The 18631-nt window shown below is 64.8% G+C and carries 17 protein-coding genes and 1 pseudogene; 5 read left to right on the forward strand and 13 right to left on the reverse strand.

Annotated elements, in window-relative coordinates:
- Positions 1-133 precede the first annotated feature (133 nt).
- From GTW58_RS11695 to GTW58_RS11710, 4 genes are read right to left on the reverse strand one after another with little or no spacing between them, the layout of a single operon-like run.
- The gene (locus GTW58_RS11695) at positions 134-1369 is read right to left on the reverse strand and encodes a glycerate kinase family protein (RefSeq protein ID WP_119933625.1); all 1236 of its coding nucleotides are present in this window, start codon (positions 1367-1369) and stop codon (positions 134-136) included.
- 29 nt (positions 1370-1398) lie between these two features.
- Positions 1399-2931 carry an SLC13 family permease gene (locus tag GTW58_RS11700; RefSeq protein WP_119933624.1) on the reverse strand — a complete coding sequence of 511 codons (1533 nt, stop codon included), beginning with the start codon at positions 2929-2931 and terminating at the stop codon, positions 1399-1401.
- On the reverse strand, positions 2928-4604 hold the full coding sequence (locus GTW58_RS11705) for a HAMP domain-containing protein (RefSeq protein ID WP_119933623.1): 1677 nt from the start codon (positions 4602-4604) through the stop codon (positions 2928-2930). Before GTW58_RS11705 ends, GTW58_RS11700 begins: the two co-directional genes overlap by 4 nt.
- A complete protein-coding gene (locus GTW58_RS11710) occupies positions 4601-4981 on the reverse strand; it encodes a hypothetical protein (protein WP_119933622.1) in 381 nt (126 codons plus the stop codon). The genes GTW58_RS11705 and GTW58_RS11710 overlap by 4 nt, the downstream gene beginning before the upstream one ends.
- 201 nt (positions 4982-5182) lie before the next feature.
- On the opposite strand from GTW58_RS11710, the gene GTW58_RS11715 reads away from it, so the two are divergent.
- Both GTW58_RS11715 and GTW58_RS11720 read left to right on the forward strand, forming a co-directional pair.
- Positions 5183-5647 (forward strand): GNAT family N-acetyltransferase, encoded by a 465-nt coding sequence (locus tag GTW58_RS11715; protein ID WP_198673454.1) that lies wholly within the window; start codon positions 5183-5185, stop codon positions 5645-5647.
- Positions 5644-6348, forward strand: coding sequence for a M50 family metallopeptidase (locus tag GTW58_RS11720; RefSeq protein WP_157980570.1), 705 nt, complete (start codon positions 5644-5646; stop codon positions 6346-6348). Before GTW58_RS11715 ends, GTW58_RS11720 begins: the two co-directional genes overlap by 4 nt.
- Positions 6349-6434: 86 nt before the next feature.
- Here GTW58_RS11720 and GTW58_RS11725 read toward each other — a convergent pair whose 3' ends face one another.
- The 5 genes from GTW58_RS11725 to GTW58_RS11745 form a co-directional block, all read right to left on the reverse strand.
- Positions 6435-7622, reverse strand: coding sequence for a peptidoglycan recognition protein family protein (locus GTW58_RS11725; RefSeq protein ID WP_119933620.1), 1188 nt, complete (start codon positions 7620-7622; stop codon positions 6435-6437).
- Positions 7623-7673: 51 nt separating this feature from the next.
- The gene (locus tag GTW58_RS11730) at positions 7674-8684 is read right to left on the reverse strand and encodes a peptidoglycan-binding protein (protein ID WP_232818116.1); all 1011 of its coding nucleotides are present in this window, start codon (positions 8682-8684) and stop codon (positions 7674-7676) included.
- A gap of 145 nt (positions 8685-8829) precedes the next feature.
- The gene (locus GTW58_RS11735) at positions 8830-9462 is read right to left on the reverse strand and encodes a response regulator transcription factor (RefSeq protein ID WP_231559322.1); all 633 of its coding nucleotides are present in this window, start codon (positions 9460-9462) and stop codon (positions 8830-8832) included.
- A 363-nt stretch (positions 9463-9825) separates the two neighbouring features.
- The gene (locus GTW58_RS11740) at positions 9826-10797 is read right to left on the reverse strand and encodes a sensor histidine kinase (RefSeq protein WP_157980569.1); all 972 of its coding nucleotides are present in this window, start codon (positions 10795-10797) and stop codon (positions 9826-9828) included.
- A 347-nt stretch (positions 10798-11144) separates the two neighbouring features.
- Positions 11145-11447 (reverse strand): hypothetical protein, encoded by a 303-nt coding sequence (locus tag GTW58_RS11745; RefSeq protein ID WP_119933618.1) that lies wholly within the window; start codon positions 11445-11447, stop codon positions 11145-11147.
- Positions 11448-11636: 189 nt separating this feature from the next.
- On the opposite strand from GTW58_RS11745, the gene GTW58_RS11750 reads away from it, so the two are divergent.
- On the forward strand, positions 11637-12368 hold the full coding sequence (locus GTW58_RS11750) for a response regulator (RefSeq protein ID WP_119933617.1): 732 nt from the start codon (positions 11637-11639) through the stop codon (positions 12366-12368).
- Here GTW58_RS11750 and GTW58_RS11755 read toward each other — a convergent pair.
- The 4 genes from GTW58_RS11755 to GTW58_RS11770 all read right to left on the reverse strand — a co-directional run bounded on the left by GTW58_RS11755 (position 12358) and on the right by GTW58_RS11770 (position 16291).
- A complete protein-coding gene (locus tag GTW58_RS11755) occupies positions 12358-13005 on the reverse strand; it encodes an ABC transporter ATP-binding protein (protein WP_157980568.1) in 648 nt (215 codons plus the stop codon). The two genes, GTW58_RS11750 and GTW58_RS11755, sit on opposite strands and share 11 nt — an antisense overlap.
- Positions 13002-13604 (reverse strand): hypothetical protein, encoded by a 603-nt coding sequence (locus tag GTW58_RS11760; RefSeq protein ID WP_157980567.1) that lies wholly within the window; start codon positions 13602-13604, stop codon positions 13002-13004. Before GTW58_RS11760 ends, GTW58_RS11755 begins: the two co-directional genes overlap by 4 nt.
- Before the next feature lie 194 nt (positions 13605-13798).
- Positions 13799-14812, reverse strand: coding sequence for a peptidoglycan-binding protein (locus GTW58_RS11765; RefSeq protein WP_197052067.1), 1014 nt, complete (start codon positions 14810-14812; stop codon positions 13799-13801).
- Between the two features lie 318 nt (positions 14813-15130).
- Positions 15131-16291: an ABC transporter ATP-binding protein gene (locus tag GTW58_RS11770; protein ID WP_119933615.1), complete on the reverse strand. Its 1161-nt coding sequence runs from the start codon at positions 16289-16291 to the stop codon at positions 15131-15133.
- A 399-nt stretch (positions 16292-16690) separates the two neighbouring features.
- On the opposite strand from GTW58_RS11770, the gene GTW58_RS11775 reads away from it, so the two are divergent.
- Complete coding sequence (locus tag GTW58_RS11775; protein WP_157980566.1) at positions 16691-17074, forward strand: sugar-binding domain-containing protein; 384 nt, start codon at positions 16691-16693, stop codon at positions 17072-17074.
- A gap of 304 nt (positions 17075-17378) precedes the next feature.
- Positions 17379-18605: pseudogene (locus GTW58_RS14715) on the forward strand (glycoside hydrolase family 2 TIM barrel-domain containing protein).
- Positions 18606-18631: the final 26 nt, after the last annotated feature.

Below are 18631 nucleotides of genomic sequence, written 5' to 3' on the forward strand. Positions count from 1 at the left end.
GGTCTCGCGTCCATACCGGGACCCACCCCCTGTTCTTACTAGGGGTGTTGCAACCACCACATGAACCCACAGGGGCTGAATCCGGCCAAAAGCGTGTTCTGAACAGGCGGCGCGGAGCCCAGGGCAGCTCACCTCACCAGTCGTCGCCCACCAGACGGGCTTCTGCAATGGATGCCCCCAACATCAGGGTGCGCATGAACCGTTCGGTGGCGGCGATCAGCAGGTCCTCGCCGTCGCGCACGGCCTCGGACAGGCTCATGGGCACCGGGAGGATGGAGGCCACGGCGTCGATCCCGATGCCGTGCACCGCATCCGAGCCCTGCCCCAGGGTCCCGGCCAGGCCGATCACCGGCACACCCTGATCGGCAGCACGGCGTGCCACCTCGGCAGGCACCTTGCCGCGCGGGGTCTGGAAGTCGATGGCACCTTCCGCGGTGATCACCAGGTCCGCGCCGCGGATGGACTTGTCCAGATCAATCCCCGCCAGCCCGGAGTCCAACAGGGCCTCGAACCGCGGAACCAGGGAGGCGCCGACGGCGGCCAGCCCCGCTCCCAACCCGCCGGAGGCTCCCGTACCCACTCCTTGGGCAAAGTCGGTGCCGCGTGCGGATTCGATGCAGTCCCGCTCCAGGACCCGCGCCCAGTTCTCGAATCCTGCCGCCAACTGCTCAACCTGTTCCGGGGTGGCGCCCTTCTGCGGGCCGAACACCCGGGCCACGCCGCGCGATCCGGTCAGCACGTTGTGCGGGTTCAGGGCCAACACCACATGGGCCTTGCCGGTGGCCAGGGCGGGGTGCAGCCCGGTCAGATCCAGGCTCTCCACGCGGGTCAGTTCCACACCACCTTGACCCACCTCTTGACCGTCGGCGTCCAGCACACGGACGCCGAGTGCTTGGAGGGCTCCGAGACCGCCGTCGGAGGTCCCGGAGTCACCGCAGCCGACCACCACGGAGGTGACCCCAGAATCCAGCGCGGCGGCGATCAGCTCGCCCACACCGCGGGTGGTGGTCAGGGTGGGGTCCCGGCGGTCCTGCGGCACCAGGCGCAGCCCGGCCGCGGCGGCCATCTCCACCACGGCGCGGCCTTCGGAATCGCCGCCCAGCCGGGCCCAGTGGGACTCCACCGGATCTCCCACCGGCCCGGTGACGGTTCGGTTCACGATCGATCCACCCGTGGCTGCAGCCAACGTGCGGGCGGTTCCCTCACCGCCGTCGGCAATGGGAACGGTGCGCACCCGAACGCCGGGGATGGCGCGGCGGACACCGGCACCGATGGCGCGTGCCACCTGTTCGGCACCCAGGGACTCCTTGAAGCCGGAGGGCGCCACCAGGACGCGGCGGACAAAAGCGGTGGAAGGCATGGTGGGCATCGTGAGACTCCTTTGAGGGAAACGTGTAATTACATGAAGAGCGGCAGACCCATGAGGGGCCAGATCCAGAAGGAGAAGATCAGCACCAACACGGCGCTGACGGGGGCCAGGAAGGCCGAGAGCCGCAAGAGGTGCTCGGGCTGGAAGGTCTCCACACCCTCCACGTCGGAGAACAGGGTCACCGGCTTTGCGGAGCTGGTCAGGGTGTGACAGAAGCCTGCGGCGGCAGTGGAGGCGAAGGCTGCGGCAGCCGCGTCCACGCCCAGGCCGGGTGCCAGGGCCACGATGATAGGAATCAACACGGCCGACCGCGCCGACCGTGACTGGATCACCAGGTGCGCGGCGGTGGAGAGAATTACCACCAGGATCACGAACAGCGCCGGTGCCGTGGCACCGGCAGAGCTCACCGGCCCCAGGGCCTGCCGCGCCAGCCAGTCCGCAGCTCCGGAGTTCACCAGCCCGGTTCCAAGGGTCAGGGTGGCTGCCATGAACACCAGAAGGGACCAGGGCACGGACTTCAGCGCCTTGGCCAGTTTGACCGACCCCCACTTGGGGCTGGCGGCCAGCAGCGCACCGATCAACCCCACTACCGCCGGGTGCAGACCGTGCAACGGCTCCGAACACCACAGCACCACGACGACGGCCACCAACATGGCCGAGCGTGACTGTGCCGTGGTCATGGGACCCGTGATGGGTGTGGGGGCGTGACGTTGCAGGTCCTCCAGGGTGATGGAAACCCCCAGCCGCCGGTCGGCCTTGTGCGTGAACAACCGCAGAATCAACTCGGCACAAACGTGGGAGGAGACCAACGCCAACGGCAGGCCCAGCAGCAACCAGGAAGCCACACCAAAGCTGCGTTCCCCGGCCGAGGCCAGGATCTGCGAGGTGATCAGATGCGCCCCCGCTCCCAGGTAGGAGCCCACCGCGGAGAGCAGGATGACAGCCGGGAACAGAAGGGACAGTGCCAGCACCACGCGTCGTCGCTCCTGGAGGACGGTGGCCAGCGCCACGAACACCGGCAGGGCCAGGGCGGCGCGGCCGGAGGTGGACGGCACGGCAAAGGCGGTCACCACCAGCACCAGGGTGGTCAGGTGGAACAGCTGGTTCACGGAGGTGGCACCCGTGACCACAAAGCCCGCAATCCGCGTGGCCAGGCCGGATGCGGTGACCCCTGCGGCGATCACAAAGGCCGCCAGCAGCAGCCACACGGTGTCCTCACCCAAGGAGGAGAACAGCTCGTTGTCCGTGATCACACCCGTGGCCACCAGCACCAGGGCCGCGCCCAACGCCACGTAGGTGTCATCCAACGGGGAGAAGATCCACAGCCACACGGCGGCAGCAAACACCACCAGGGTCATGGCACCCATGGGGTTCAGGTCCCCTCCGGTGGCGGCCCAGATGCACCAACCCGCGAAGGCAGCCAGGACCAACGCCACCAGCAGGGGTGCCGGTCGGAAGGTACGACGCCGTTTGGGGGCCTCGGTCTGTCCCTGCGGCGGAAGTGATGCCCACCGGGTGGCGGACGGGGTGGTCACGGTGTCAGTGGCGGAACTGCTGCTCATCGGTCCGTCTCCATGGCATCCGCCACCTGCGCTTGGTGCGCTTGCGAGGTGGCTTCCGTGGGGGCGTCGCCGTCCAGGGGCAGGTCCAGGCCCACGGTGGTGAGCCCGGAGGGATCGGAGGTGACCCAGAGGCTGCCGTGGTGAGCATCAGCCACGCTGCGGGCCACGGCCAGGCCGAGCCCCATGCCCAGGACACGGTCCTGGTCACCGTTGCCATTGGCTTGCTCCATGGGGGCGCCGGGGCCGATGTGGATGCTGGAGGTTCGGGTGCTGGGCTCGGTTTCGCCGATGTCCTCCTGGGCGGCTGAGCGGTAGTCCTCCACCATGGCGCGCACGGACTCAGGGGCCAGCGGATCGCCCTGGTTGGACACGGAAACCCGCAGGACCGTACCCGGCAGCACGGAGGCTTCAGCGGCATCCGGCACCACGGAATCTGCGTGGCGGCCGGTGTTCTCCGGGTCCAGGACCACCCCGGCCAGGGTGATCTCCTCGCCGGTCTGCGTGTGGTCGGCGGCGTTGCGGGCCAACTGCAGCAAAGCGGCCTGGACGGCGTCCCGGTCCAGGTTGGCTGTGGTTTCAGGCACCTCATGCAGAGTCCACTCGTGCTGGGGGCTCAGACGGGTGGCCTCCTGCAGGACCTGGACCAGCATGGCGGGTACGGAGACCTGCTTGCGGCGCAGGAATCCGGGGGTCTGGGCATCTGCCAGCAGGGCCAGGTCTCCCAAGGTGCGGCGCATCTCCCACAGGGAGGACCGTGCCGTGGAAGGACCTTCACCGGAAGCGGTCTCCAACGCCCGCAAACTCTTGTCCAGGGGGCGGTTCAGGTGAACGCGGGCCTCGGCCACAAAGTGGCGTTGCCGACCGTAGGCGTACTCCAAACGGTCCAGCATGCCGTTGACCGAATGGGCTGCCCGGGCAATGTCGTCCCGGCCCTCCACGGGGATGCGGGCGGAGAGGTCCTGGTCATCAATGGCGGTGGCCAGTTCGCTGATCCTGCGCACAGGCAACAGAATCTGACCGGCCACAAACCATGCGATGGCCGCCGTCAACACCAGGCCACCCGTGGCCACTGCCTCCAGAATGAAGGTCTGCTGGTTGACCTGCTCCTGAGCGGGGTCGGTGAACTGAAGCACCAACAGGGCGGAACCACCTTCGGTTTCGGCCCGGCCCCAGCGCATGGTGCCGTACTCGGTTTCATCCACGCCGGAGGCAGCCGCTGCAGTCATCAGGCGTTCCACCTCGGCGTTGTCCTGGGCCAGCAGCTCTCCGGCGTCATCAGCAGCGTTGTCCAGGAACATGATGCGTTCATCGGTCACGGCAATGAATGCCTCATGAGTGGCCGGGGTCTGGCGGGAGAGGTAGCGCTCCATCAGCTCCGTCTCAGAGGTGAAGGGCTCCGCGGTGGTGGGGTCCACTCCTTCGCCCACGAAAGTCCGGAACTCGTCCACCTCCTGGACAATGCCCTCATTGGCGGCTTGGGCCACCTGTCCCATGAGGATCGAGCGCATGGAGGCAACAATGGCCAACAGCACGATGGCCGTCGTGAGCACCATCCACCCCACAATCCGCCACCGGGCGGAGACCCGTGAGCCACGGGTTTCGGTGGGTTTTGCGGTGGCGGCCTGGGCCGGGTTGGCGGTGGGTGTGGGTCCGATCGGCTTTGCGGTGTTCATCGGTCCACCGTCCCGGTCTCGGGGTGCTCGTCGGCATCAGCAAAGTCATCGTCGTCATGGTCAATGTCGTTTTCGACGTCACCGACGATGTCGTCATCAGCAGGCGTTGACGCGCCGACTCCCGGGGCCGCGACGTCCCCGTTCTGATCCACGCTGCCCGGAACCACAGGGGCCACGGAGCCGGATCGCGGACCGGGGGAGGCGCCGTCGTCGGGGTCCTGGGAAGGGTCTTGGGAGGTGCCGTCCACGGTCTGGGAGGTGACCGGGTCCGTGGGAAGTGCCGGGGGAGCGGTGGTGCGGGCCAATTGCTGGGTGCCCAAAGCGGTGAGCACCGGGATGGCCATGACCACCAGTAGAAGGGTGAGTCGCCTGATCATGGCGGGCAGTGAACAGCACGATTATGAAAGCCACATGAGGCCCTGACCGGCGCAAACACTTGCCGCGGCATCCATGGGGACGTTCATCCGCGGGATCGCGGGGTTGAGCCACCGCCCAGGTGGTGTCTGAGAAGTTCTCAGAAATCTCGCGCGGGGACCGCCACATGGTCATCATTCAGGATGGGCTCGTAGGATCCCGGCATGACTGACGTTCAGGTGTTCGCCCACGCCCCGCAAGAGATGACCGCCATCCAGATGCAGAAAATTCTGCAGGTGCGGGTGGCCGTGTTCGTGGCCGAACAGCAGATCATCTGCGAGGAGATCGATGACCTGGACCGCGCGGAGACCACTGTGCACATCTGGCTGGAAGTCGATGGCAACGTGGTCTCCGTCCTCCGACTGCTGACGGACGGTCCCGTGGTGCGGATCGGGAGGGTGGTCACGGCAGCTGCCCACCGGCGTCGTGGGCATTCGGAAACATTGATGCGCCAGGCCCTGGACCGGGCGGCACCGACCGGGCGGCCTGTGGAGATCCATGCCCAGGCTTATCTGGAGGCTTGGTACGGCAAGTTCGGGTTCGAGCGCACCGGCCCCAACTTCCTGGAGGAAGGTATTGACCACGTGCCCATGACGTGGCGCGGATATCCGGAGGCCGCCCACTCGTGACATTCGCGCAGTTCCTGGGCGGGTTGTTCTCCGCCCGGCCCGTTCCACCCGCCGACTCCTGGGTCCTGCTGCTGTGTCTGGCCACCGCCGTGGCACTGAGCGGACCCCGTGCCACCTGGCGATGGTTCGGTCTGGTGGTCACCGTGGTGCACGAACTCGGGCACGCACTGGCCGGTCTGCTCACCGGGCGCCGGGTCATGCGCATCCGCATCAACGCCGATCACTCTGGCGTCACCCATTCCATGGGTCGCGGCGCCTCAGCCATGTGGTCCACGTTCTGGGGCTACCCGTTCCCCGCCCTGGTGGGGGCGGCCTGGACCGCGGCAGTGGGCGCAGGGTACTGGCCACTGGCCGCAGTGCTCAGTGCAGTTGTCCTGCTGGTTTCCTTGGTGGTCATGCGCGGCTGGCTCTCCTGGCTGGTCACGACGACGACGGCCACCCTGCTGCTCACCCTCTCCTGGTTCGATCTGACAGTGGGCCGATGGTTCCTGCTGGCTGTTGGCGCCGCCCTGTGGATCGGAGCTGTGCGTGCGTGGATCAACCTGGTGCGCCACCACGTGAAGTCAGGGCGCAGGCGCATGCCCTCATCTGACGCCACACTCTTGGCAGCCGGCACGGGTGTACCTGCATGGTTGTGGTTGGCCGCATTCCTGGGTGTGATCGCGCTGTGCGGGTTGTGGATTCTGGGGGCGTGGGTCTAGGGGCCGTAGGTGAACACAACGTCACCTACGACCCCCAGTGCTCCACTCACTGTGTTGTCGATCCGGGCGGTTGGTGCCGGTTCTCGTCACCGCCCACCTTTGAGGGCAGCCCACGTCTGAGTGCCAACAACGCCATCTGCGCTCAGAGACCGTGAACGCTGGTAGTTCTTCACCGCGATCTCTGTATTGGGCCCGAATTGACCGTCCACGGTCAGCCCCGCCGTCATGGTGGCATTCAGTGCCTTCTGCAAGGCGGTGACCTCTGCACCTGCTGCGCCCATGGCCAGCCGGGATCCCGCTGCAGCTCGAGCCTCCAGCGCGCCCCAGGTCTTGGGTCCAACCACACTGTCGGCCGTGGTGCCAATGGCGCGCTGGAAGGACTGGACGGCGGCCAGTGTGGCCGGGCCAAAGGATCCATCTGCGGCCCCTGGGCTGTGGCCCCGTGCGGCAAGGAGCTTCTGAAGGCGGACCACTGCATCGCCGGTGCTGCCCTGCCGCAAGGTGGGGTAGGTCGTCGTCGGTGGCAGCGGAGGCGGCCCCCCGAGCTGGGAGACCAGGATTCGCCCAGCGGACAGGGACCTGGCCACATCCGAACGCAGGGTGGGCAGGGCAGCCACGAATGCGTCGCCGCAACAGCTGGTGCTGCCGAAATGACGATGCGGGACGATGTTGGCCACGGGGATCCGGTACTGCTGGCAGATGTAGGTGGCCAGATGAACCAGGGTGGCGTACAGGCTCTGCGTGGGCAGGACCCTGCTGTAGACACCTTCGCATTCGATGCCCACGGCCTTGGAATTGTTGTTGGCAACATGCGCGCCCAGGACAAAGGACGCGCCACCCTGAAGGGTTCGTACGGAACCGTGGCGACCCTCCAGTGCGTGGCCGCCGCGGCTGATGGAGAACTGTTGACCGGAGTCCGCCCAACCACGGGCAAAGTGCCAACTTTGCACGCTGCGCGCAATACGATGCGCGGCGGCCACGGAGTAGTCCGTGACGTTGGGGGAATCCATGTGGTGGATCACCAGGTAGGTGGGTCGGTAGTTCAAGGTGCTCAGCGCTGATGTTGGGGGTTTGGCACCCCAAGCGGCCGTGGAGATGATGGCGGGGGGCGCGATCGCGGCCAAGGCCGGTGCTTGGGAAGTGACGGCGCTCGCGGCGGTGGTCATGCCCAGAGCACCCAGCAGGGTGGAGGCCTTGATGACCCCTCGCCGGGAGAACTGTGTGGGCGCCTTCTCGGCGGTTGCCGATGCGGGAGAAACGGTGTGGAGATTCACGGCAGGGTTCCTTCCTTGGAGAGTGACAGTGACGGCTGACGGCCCGCGGCCTCAGCGTCCGCCCTTGAGGGCAGCCCAGGTCTGGGTGCCAACCACGCCGTCGGCACTGAGACCACGGCTCTTCTGATAGCTGACAACGGCGTTGTGAGTGGCGGGTCCGAATTGACCGTCAACCGTGAGCCCCGAGCCCATGGTGGCGTTCAGCGCCTTCTGCAGGGCCGTCACGTTACTGCCCGAGGAGCCTTGCTTGAGCGTGGTGGACCCGGCTGCACGGGCTTCCAAGGCCCCCCAGGTCTTGGGCCCCACCACGCCGTCGACCGTGGTGCCGATGTTGCCCTGGAATCTGCGCACCGCCGTTGCGGTGGCTGGTCCGAACTGCCCGTCCACGGTCACCGAGTAGCCCCGGGCCTTGAGCAGGTTTTGCAGCTGGGTCACGGCCGCACCCGATGCACCTTGCTGGAGGGTGGGGTAGGACGACGACGGCGGGGTCACCGGGCCACCGGTCTTGGGCAGGCCCGGGAAGGCGTAGGAGATCTCCCGGCCGGCGGTCACCGAAGATCCACAGCGGAAGTCATCGATCAGGGAGGCATCCCGCACAATGGCACCGTTGCGTTCGATTTGGAGGTGCAGGTGAGGCCCGGTGGAGTTGCCGGTTGAGCCCATGTAGCCAATGACTTGGCCCTTCTTCACGCTGGCGCCATTGGCCACATTGTACTTGCTCAGATGCATGTACTTGGTGGCCCACCCACCGGCATGGCCGACCGTGATCATGTTGCCGGAACGGGCCCCGTAGCCCAGGTAGGTGACCTTGCCGTCTGCTGCCGCGCGAATGGGGGTCCCGGTGACGTTGGCGATGTCGAAGCCGCCGTGGGAGTTGCCGGACCTGCAGTACCCGTTGGGTGTTCCCGTGATGGTTCCAGAGGTCGGCATGCTCATGGCGCCTTGGTCGGCGTGGGCGGCTGGCGCGCCCATTCCCACGAAACTGCCGGCCAAAATGGCTCCGGCACCCAACAGGGTGGCCAAGCGGGTGGTCAGTGGACGGGTGATCGTGTTCGGTGACATGGCGGGCTCCTCACGTTGTGACCCTTGCAGGTGGTTCGGCAAGTGGTGAGCACCACAGTCGTGGCCACCTAAACCCGGGGCCAGACCTCGGGTGCCACGCTGAACTCACGACTGCGGTTTGGTGGCCATGTGGTTGACCATTCGGTCAGTGCAGGTGGTCCACAGGGGTTTGGGGACTGCTGTCAACCTCAGCAAGGTGAGGCGTGGCCAAACCCAGCTCATAGGCGCGGACAAGAAGTTGTACACGGTCCCGGGCGCCGAGCTTCTTGCTGGCACCTGCCAGATAGGCCTTCACCGATCCCAGGGACACGAACAACGCCATGGCCATCTCTTGGTTGTTGCGGCCTTGGGCCAAGTGGTTCAAGACAGCCACCTCGTGGGAATCGAGTCCATATTTGGCGGCGGTGTTCGCGGACAACCCGGCGGGTTCGCGCCCCAGGGCGCGGGCGGCAAGGGCCCGCATGGTCCTTGCCTCCACCACCAGATCGCTGTCCAAGCAGCAGTGCAGCGCTTGCACGAAATCGTTGCATTCGGCTTCCTTGCTCAGATAACCGCAGGCTCCCGCGCGCAATGCCGTAACGGCCAGCTCCAGGTCATCACCGCCCGAAAGGGTGAGAATCCGTAGCCGAGGGCACTCGGCCAAGATGGCACGAATCGAATCGGCGGCCGTGTCTCGAACCAGGTCGAGGTCAAGGACCATGATCTGGACCGCATCGTTGCGGGTCCGCATGATCTCGAAGGCCTCATCCACCGTCCGTGCGGCGCCGGCCAGGACCATGGAGACCAAGGGGGAGGTGGTAGGACTGCCCTGAGATTCACGGCTGAAACACAAACTCAGCGCATGTGTCAGCAATGGTTGAGCCGTGACGAGCAGGACGGACGGTCTGTGTGTGCAGGCAGCGGTGGTTCGATGCTGTGGTGCGTGGGTGGATGTGACAACAGCTGTGGGGGACATGGATCCATCTCCTGTTCTGACTTCAGCCCGAGGTGGGCTGCTTCAAGCATCGGAGGTGGCCGTGGTGCGTGGATCGGTCGGGTGGACACTGCCAATCATCCAATTGGCTTACTTGCAGTTCGGCCGTGGGGATGGCCGGGACGGTCTGGTGAAGCGTGGATGCAGCTCAGAGGCACATCAGGAGTTTCACGCCACGCTGATCCCCGGCGCCCCGCCGGATTCCAGGAGGGGCAGGCGGACGCCAAGTAGCCATTCGGAGCCCTCGGGCTGGGAGATCAATTCGCCACCGAGCACGTCCACTCGCTCGCGCACACCCACCAGCCCGAATCCAGATGTGGGAAAGTTCAGCGATTCTCCCGGCACGGTGTTGCGCATGAAGAACTCCACGTGGGCGCGGGTCACCGTCAAAGACACCGCGCAGGTTGCGTGCAGCCCGGCGTGCTTGATCACGTTGGTTGTACCCTCACGCAAGACTGCGGCCACGGTCACGCGCAGGCCCACAGGGATTTCATCTGTGTCCCCGATGATCTGAACCGTGGTGGGTATGTCAACGGCCGTCAGTTTGTCCCGGGCCTGATTGATGGCCTGCACCAGGTCCGTGACATGCCCCGCGGCGTCGTTGGGATCGCTTGGGGCGCGGGCGGCACCATCGGCACGCATCACGGCGATCAACCGGCGCATCTCCTCCAGGCCCGAACGGGCGGAATCGCCGATCACTTGCAGGGACTGATGTGCGTCGTCCAAGTCGCGGCTCATACCGCCTGCGCGTGCTTGCATGGCGATGATGGTGAGTTCGTGCGCCACGATGTCGTGCAGTTCCCGGGCCAAGTTCTTGCGTTCTTGGACGCGGGCCAACGCGGTGGCAGTCTCAGCACCCTCGCGTCGTCGTCTTTCGGAGACCACCTGCTCGGTGAGCATCTGCACGGCAATGCCGGGTACGACAAAAGCAACGGTGACCGGCAGGTAGCCCCACAAAGCCTCATTGGGCAAGTTGGAAGTCCATGGAACCCAAATGGCCGCCCAGATCAGGGTCACGCCCAGGCTCACTGCGATGGTGCGACCCCGTGATGTGAACGCAGCGAACGCCAGGCCCAGGTACACAAAGGGGATCAGTCCGCCGGGAGCAGGGTCGAACAGGATCGGAAACCACGAGAGCACAAGGAAAAGGGGCGCCACCTGGGGGCGAAGCAAGACCAAGCACAGGTAAGTGCTGCTGGCAACCGATGCCCCAACCCTGATGAAATCGATAGTGGCCAGGTCCTGCTGGTCTTCCCCAACGAGCGTCAAAGCGTCGCTGACGACAGAAGCCACGGCAATGGCCAAGCCCGCCCACACCAGCACGATGTGCGGTTTTTGCCCTTTGAGCTCCAGTAAGCGCCGAACGGATTGCAGAGGCCCAGGCAAAGGACGTGGTGGGTTCTTTCGGACTCGACTTGCAGCGTCCAACTCCATCCGCCACCACCTTAGACATGGTGCCGGTGAAGTAAGCCTGCGGCTGGCTCACCTCAGCACCAGAAGTACCACCCACCACATCGCCCGAAGTTCTTGGCGGTCGTGACCGGGATCTGACCTGCGCCCAGGTTGGGCGATCCCACCTGGGTTGTGGGTTGGGTCACACTCAAAGGTACCTGTGTGGCCGGTGCGTTTGAAGTGAAAGCCATGGCAGGGGCGGGGGCCAGTGCGGCAACGGCGATGGCGGCGGCTGCAACGCACTGGGTGAGGCGACGCCCAGCACGACGACGCCCCGTAGTTGCGAAGGTGTCCGGACGAGCGGTCTGTGCGGCTGCGGTGGTGTTCTGGAAAGTCATGTCCTTGCCCTTCTGGCGTGCAGGTCAACTGCAACTGATGTGATGTGCACCACTGTGGCCGTCAAAGTGGCGGGCGTGCATCGCCCGGTTGGCGGTGGCCGCTCATCCTTCTGACGGAGGGTGATCCAAGATCGACTTGCCTTGAGCTTTCACGTGACCACACCAAGGACGTATGGATACTCTCAATGCATGGAATCAGCGCGGAGACCATCCACCAGCCACGCTCACGCCGAGGAATCCCGAGTGGAGCCCTCGGGGCAACAGATTTCGGTGCTGCTGGTGGACGACCAACGGTTGATGCTCACGGCTTTGCGTGCCTACGTGAACAGTGACTCCCGCCTCAAGGTGGTGGGGGAGGCCATGAACGGTGAAGCAGCTGTGCAGCAAGTCCGAGCGCTGCGCCCCGATGTTGTGCTCATGGACCTTCAGATGCCGGTGATGGATGGTGTGGTGGCCACCGAGCACATTGCCGCTGAGTTCCCTCAGGTGCAGATCCTGGCTCTGACCGCGTTTCAATCGGACGAGTACGTGGTTCCCGTGTTGCGAGCCGGTGCCAATGGTTACCTCCTCAAGGACGCTGAGCCGGAGGAAGTTCTTGCTGCCATTCACACCGTGCATGCGGGGGGTTCCGTGGTGTCCTCTGCAGTGGCGTGCACCCTCATCCACACGCTGAAGCAGGAGGCCCCCCGGCGCGCGGCAGACCAGGAGGTGCAGCGAAAGGCAGCGCTGCTTTCCGCCCGTGAGCTGGATGTTGTGGAGGCTCTGTGCGAGGGCAAGAGCAACCGAGAGATCGCCAAATCCCTGGCGATGTCCGAAGCCACCGTCAAGACCCATCTGTCCAATGTGCTGCACAAGTTGGAAGTCCATGACCGCCTGCAGATCGCTGTGATGGCGCTGCGCGAGGGCATTGTCAAGGTGTGAGCGACGGCGATTCGTTCCACGGTGGGGCCAACGTCCGCCAGTTCTCTGACGGGTGCAGAAGATCACCGTGAGTGCGGCTGCTCAGAAGCACAGTGCCGCCACCATCCAGGTGCTGCTGCAGTGCAGCCACCATGCGCCGTGCCGGTTGCACGCCGACCGCAGTGAACGGCTCATCCAGGACCAAGAGCCCAGCCCCGTGGCAGCTCAAGGCAGCCGTGAACCAGACGATCTGCGCTTGTTCACTGGTCAGATCTCGGCACAGCAGATCTTCCACGTGAGCCTGCAGTACGTGGTGCAGCAGTGTCAGGGAGGCGGTCTGGTCCACGTGGTGGGCGGCCGCGTAGAAATGCAGCTGCTCCCGCACCGTCAACAGGGGGTAAATGGCTGGTGCGGAAGTCATGTACCAGCGCAGAGTGCGGGCGTCAGGCGAATTGGCCGGGTGCCCATCCAGGGTGACAGCTCCACGTGCGGGTCGGTGACTACCTGCCACCAGGCCCAGCAGCGTGGATTTGCCGCTGCCGCTGTCCCCGGTCAGGTGCAGGCATTCACTTGGACCCACACCGAAGGTGACGTCCTGGAGCACAGCACCGCCAGCGGGCCAGGTGAAACTGAGTTGGTCAACCTCCAGGAGCGTCACAGCATGCGTCCATCGGTTGCGGCGTGCGCGGAGGCCACACTGTGCCAGGAACACATCACCTGCACCGCAGTTGTCACGGCCACCACCGCCGTGAGCACTCCGTAAGTCAGGATCAACCGTGCAGGGGATGCCCCCAACCAGAACCCGGTCACAACAACGAGGGCCCCGGCCGCAACTGTCAGGCCCGCGGACGCAACCGCCGGAAGTACTTCCCGGGACACGAACACCTGGCCCGTGTCCCAGCCCGCGTGGGTCAGGATCTGAGCGTCGCGGCAACCGGTCCTGCGGTGTCTGCGGAACCGGCCAGCGGCACCCAAGACGTTCCCGATGGCCAATGCAGCCAGGACCACCTGCGTGGTACCTGTGTAGCGATCTGGAAAACCCGCCCAGTAGATCAGCCCAGCCAGCAGTGCTGCCAGCGTCACCGCCGTCATGACGGCGATGGTCAGGACGACGACGCCCCGTGCCCAATTGGTCACCCGCGGCATGCGGAACGCGGGGCACCACGTGCGAATGCCGGTGAGGGCACGGGTTGCGGCCATGAGGTATCCGCGATGGAACACGTCCTTGGACCGGGCTGCCAAGTGTTGCGCACCCATGCTCCACCCCTCCTGACCAATCTCTGGTTGTGCGACCTTCGTCGCCGTGCGCTGGCAATGCTGTGACGTTAGGGCCGCAGGAGGCCGCTGAGATCACCCGTTGGGTTTGCTCCGCCTCATCCGTTTGGCTGATGGGGCGTTCCGCGCGCAGTCGGGCCGCCCCATCAGGCTCGGGTGGTCAGAGACCTGAACGCTCAGCGTGCGCCCTTGAGTGCGGTCCAGGTTTGCGGTCCAACCACTCCGTCCGCGGTGAGGCCGCGGCTCTTCTGGTAATTGATCACGGCCGTGTGCGTCGCTGCTCCAAAGTTGCCGTCCACCGCCAGGTTGGCGTTCATGGTGGCGTTGAGGGACCGTTGGAGCGCACGGACGTCATTGCCCGTGGAGCCCTGCTTCAAGGTTGTTGCCCCTGCGGCACGGGCCTCCAGTGCACCCCAGGTCTTGGGGCCCACCTGGCCGTCCACAGTTGCCCCAATGGCACCTTGGAACTTGCGCACCGCAGTGTTGGTCTGGGGACCGAAGGATCCATCAACGGTCACGGAGTAGCCCCGGGCATTGAGCAGGTTCTGCAGATTGGTCACCGCGGGCCCACTGGCTCCCTGTTGAAGCGTGGGATAGACACCGGTCACGGGGGCTGCGGTCTTGGGCAGACCGGGGAAGCTGTAACTGATTTCCCGGCTCTGGGCGACCGTGGTGCCGCACTTGAAGTCGTCCACCAGGGATGCATCCCGCACGGTCGCACCATTGCGGGTGATGCTCAGGTGCAGGTGCGGCCCGGTCGAGTTTCCGGTGCTTCCCACGTAGCCGATGATCTGGCCCTTCTTGACGGTCTGTCCCGCCTTGACGCTGGGCGTGGACTTCATGTGGCGATAGTCCGTGGCCCAACCACCGGCGTGGGACAACTTCACCTGGTATCCAGGGTTGGAGTACGCGGTTTTCACGCCCCAGCCGGCGAAGGTGACTTGGCCGTCGGCGGCGGCACGAATGGTGGTTCCGCTGGGGGCGGCAATGTCAAAACCTCCGTGGGCGGAACCTGAGGTGCAATAACCGTTGGTGGTGCCGGTGATCTTGCCAGAGGTGGGCATGATCATTGCCCCCTGATCGGCATGGGCCGGGACGACGGTACCCGCAAACCCTGCGGCAACAATGGCGCCTGCTCCCAGCAGGGTGGCGATTCGTGTGGTCAGGCAGCGGGTTGCAGAACTGGACATGACGGCCTCCTGTCAGATGGTGGCAGCCACACCGGTGCATTCTGTGCGGCTGGTGCCGGTGGTGAGTGCACCGGTGCCTCCAACGCTGCACGTCTGCGGGTCCAACAGGCAGGGGTGCGTTCCCAACCGTGGCCGCAAGGCAAGTCATCAACTCCCAAGGGCCTGGCCGATCAGATGGGCCACCCACCGCCAAAGGGATGAACAACGTGAGGACAGGCGCCGTCCTCGTGGGCGGTGTGGAGAGCCGACACGGCGAACGACCACGAGCCGTGTGGCTCGTGGTCGTTCTGATAAGAGTGCTTACTTGGTCCTGATGACTCACCCGCGATCTGGCAGACGTGCTCCTGAAGTGGTGTCGAACAGGTGAATCCGGTCCTGTGCGGGGGAGGCCCACACGGTTTGACCGGACTGGACACGGCTCCGGCCGGCGGTGCGCACCACGATGGTGTTGGCGGAAGCGGCTTCCTCGTCGGACCCCTCGGCCTCAGCGGCTGACGAGTGGGTGGTCACGATCTGGTTGGCCATGGTCACTGGCGCCAGGGAGCCATACAGGTAGGCATCCGCGCCCAGTTCCTCCACCACGTCCACGCTGATCGGCAGACCTTCGCCTTCAGCGCCAACCTTGAGGTCTTCAGGTCGGATGCCGATGGTCACCTCAGAACCTGTGATGGCGGAGCGCTGCTCCGGGGTCAGGTGGATCTTGGTGGAGCCCAGCTGGAGAACGCCGTCGTTGTCCGGGGTGGAGCGGAAGAGGTTCATGGCCGGGGAACCGATGAACCCGGCCACGAATTCGTTGGCGGGGCGGTCGTAGAGTTCCGCAGGCGTGTCCACCTGCATGAGCAGACCGTCCTTGAGCACAGCCACACGATCCCCCATGGTCATGGCCTCGGTCTGATCGTGAGTCACGTACACGGTGGTGACCCCCAACTTGCGAGTCAAGGACGCGATCTGGGTACGGGTTTGCACACGCAGCTTGGCATCCAGATTGGACAGCGGCTCATCCATCAAGAACACCTGCGGCGAGCGCACAATCGCGCGGCCCATGGCCACACGCTGCCGCTGACCGCCGGAGAGTGCCTTGGGCTTGCGGTCCAGGTATTCGGTCAGGTCCAGGATCTTGGCAGCCTCCTCAACCTGACGACGGCGCTCCGCGGCCGGAACCTTTGCGATTCTTAAGGCGAAGCCCATGTTCTCCGCCACGGTCATGTGGGGGTAGAGCGCGTAGTTCTGGAAAACCATGGCGATGTCGCGGTCACGGGGATCGACGTCCGTGACATCGCGCTCGCCGATCCGGATGGCGCCCTGGGTGACGTCCTCAAGTCCTGCGAGCATGCGCAGAGTGGTGGATTTTCCGCAGCCGGAGGGGCCCACCAGAACCAGGAACTCGCCGTCTGCGATCTCCAGATCCAAGTTGGACACGGAGGGGCTCTCCGCCCCGGGGTACTGACAGGTCACTCGGTCATAGGTGACGGTAGCCATGGTGATGTCTCACTTTCTTTCCCGGCAGGTACGTGCCGGACGATCCGTTGGAAAGATGGATGTGGGCTGGGCCACATGGACGAGACTACCGGATGGCGGGCCAGGATGTGCGAAAATGGCACAAGTTGATCGGAATTGCACGAACCCCGTGAATCGAAACTGAGGACGGTCATGGCGGGGACACACACGGGTGGCAAGCCGACCCGAGAAGAACCTGATCATTGGTGGTTCAACAGACCCAACGGTTCGATGGGAGCACTGCCCCCGCGGGCCATGTTCCAGACCGATGCACCCCACATGACTCTGGACGGTGACTGGGCCTTCCAAGCGTTCCCCACAGTTCAGTCGGCCCTGGACTTCTGCTCCTGACCAGACCCGCTGCCGGCACTTGCGGATTCCGTGCCTGTGCCGGCCCACTGGGGATTGGCAAAGATCAAGGACCCGGAAGTGCCGGGCCGGCCCGCCTACACCAACACCACCTACCCGTTTGAGCTGACTCCGCCACAGGCCCCGCAAGCCAATCCAACCTCCTGGTACTCGACCACCGTGAATGTCGGGGGCCTGACTGGTGGTCACGGCAACCGCATTGTGCTGCGGTTTGAGGGCGTTGAATCCTCCTACCGGGTGTGGGTCAACGGTCAGTGGGTTGGGCAGGCCATGGGATCCCGCCTCATCCACGAGTTCGATGTCACGGATTCCGTGCTGGAGGGTGCCAATGACCTGGTGGTTCTGGTCCATCAGTTCAGCGCCGGGTCCTACTTGGAAGATCAGGACCAGTGGTAGGTTGCCCGGTATCTTCCGCTCCGTGACACTCCTGGCTCAACGCCGCGGGGAGGTTGATGATGCTGAGTTTCGTGGACACTGGGATCCAGTTGCGGGCACAGCGGAGCGCCGCGCTGAGGTGACGGCAGACTCCTGCGCTTACCCCGTGACCTTTGAGGTGTACCCACTTGACGCAGATGTCTCCCCTCAGCCGCTGGTGGCGGGCGTGGTGGAGGACCAGCATCGGGTGGTGGTGCCCGTTGACGGGGCGCGCCCGTGGTCCCCGGAGGAGCCCAACCTGTACCAAGTTTGTATTCGATCGAACATGGGGTGCTCTGCTCAATTCACAGTGGGTTTCACGGACGTGACCATTGGCGACGACGGAGTGCTATGCACCAACGGCCATGCGCTCCGGTTCCGTGGGGTCAACAGGCACGAATTCCATCCAACGCGAGGTCGCGCTGTGACGGAACAGGACACCGTGGCGGATTACATCACCATGCTGGGGCACCACATCAACGCGGTCCGGACCAGCCACAGCCCACCGGCATCACATGCCATGGATCTGGCAGATCGCATGGGGTTGTGGGTGGTGTTGGAAGGTGATGTGGAAACACATGGATTCGTCCGCCAGGGGTGGAGGGAGAACCCTTCCAATGACCCCCAGTGGCAGCAGGCCATCCTGGATCGCACGGCTCGAATGTGGCACCGGGACAAGAATCATCCCTGCGTCGTCATGCTTTCACTGGGCAATGAGTCGAACACAGGCGCAAACCTCAGGATGGCAGCCCAGTGGTTACGTCAGCACTCAAGGCTGCCCATCCACTACGAAGGCGATTTCCAGGCGGAGTACACGGACGTGCATTCCCGGATGTATGCGACCCCCACGGAGTGGCGCAAACTTGCATCCGGGCAACCTCACCCGGCCTTCAGCCCGGACACGGTGCAGACCGTGGCACATCAGCCACTGGTGCTGTGTGAATACGCGCATGCCATGGGCAATGGGCCCGGTGGCTTGGATGACTACGAGCGCATTTATCGTGAGTTTCCGCGTGCGTGTGGGGGATTCGTGTAGGAGTTCAAGGACCACGGCATCCACATCACCACACCGGATGGTAGCCACCGAGTGGCCTATGGCGGCGATTTCGGTGAAGCGGTCCATGATGGCAACTTTGTGCTGGATGGCCTGTGCTTTGCAGACGGCACCCCCACACCGGGAATGGTTGAGTACGCTGCCGTGATCGATCCTCTCTGGCTTGAGACTGCAGGCAGTGTTGCCACCGGCCGGGTGATGATCGGCAACGGGTATGACCATTCCGAACTGACCGATGTGACGGTGGAAGTTGCACGCCAGGACCTGGATGGCAGCTGGAACCGTTCTGTGCACCACCTGCCCGATCTGATGCAGAAGGAGACCCGCATGATCCCCGTGCCCACTGCACGGTCCGGGGAAATGGTTGAGGTGACGGTGCGCACAACCGTGGTGTGCGGAAATCGCCGCACCCTAAGCCTTGATCCACCGATGAGTGCGTCGGTGCTGGGCCGTAACTAAAGACGGGATGCCCGTCTGACCGGGAA

This window comes from Kocuria subflava, assembly GCF_012163155.1.
In the GTDB taxonomy this organism is placed as follows: Bacteria; Actinomycetota; Actinomycetes; order Actinomycetales; family Micrococcaceae; genus Kocuria; species Kocuria subflava.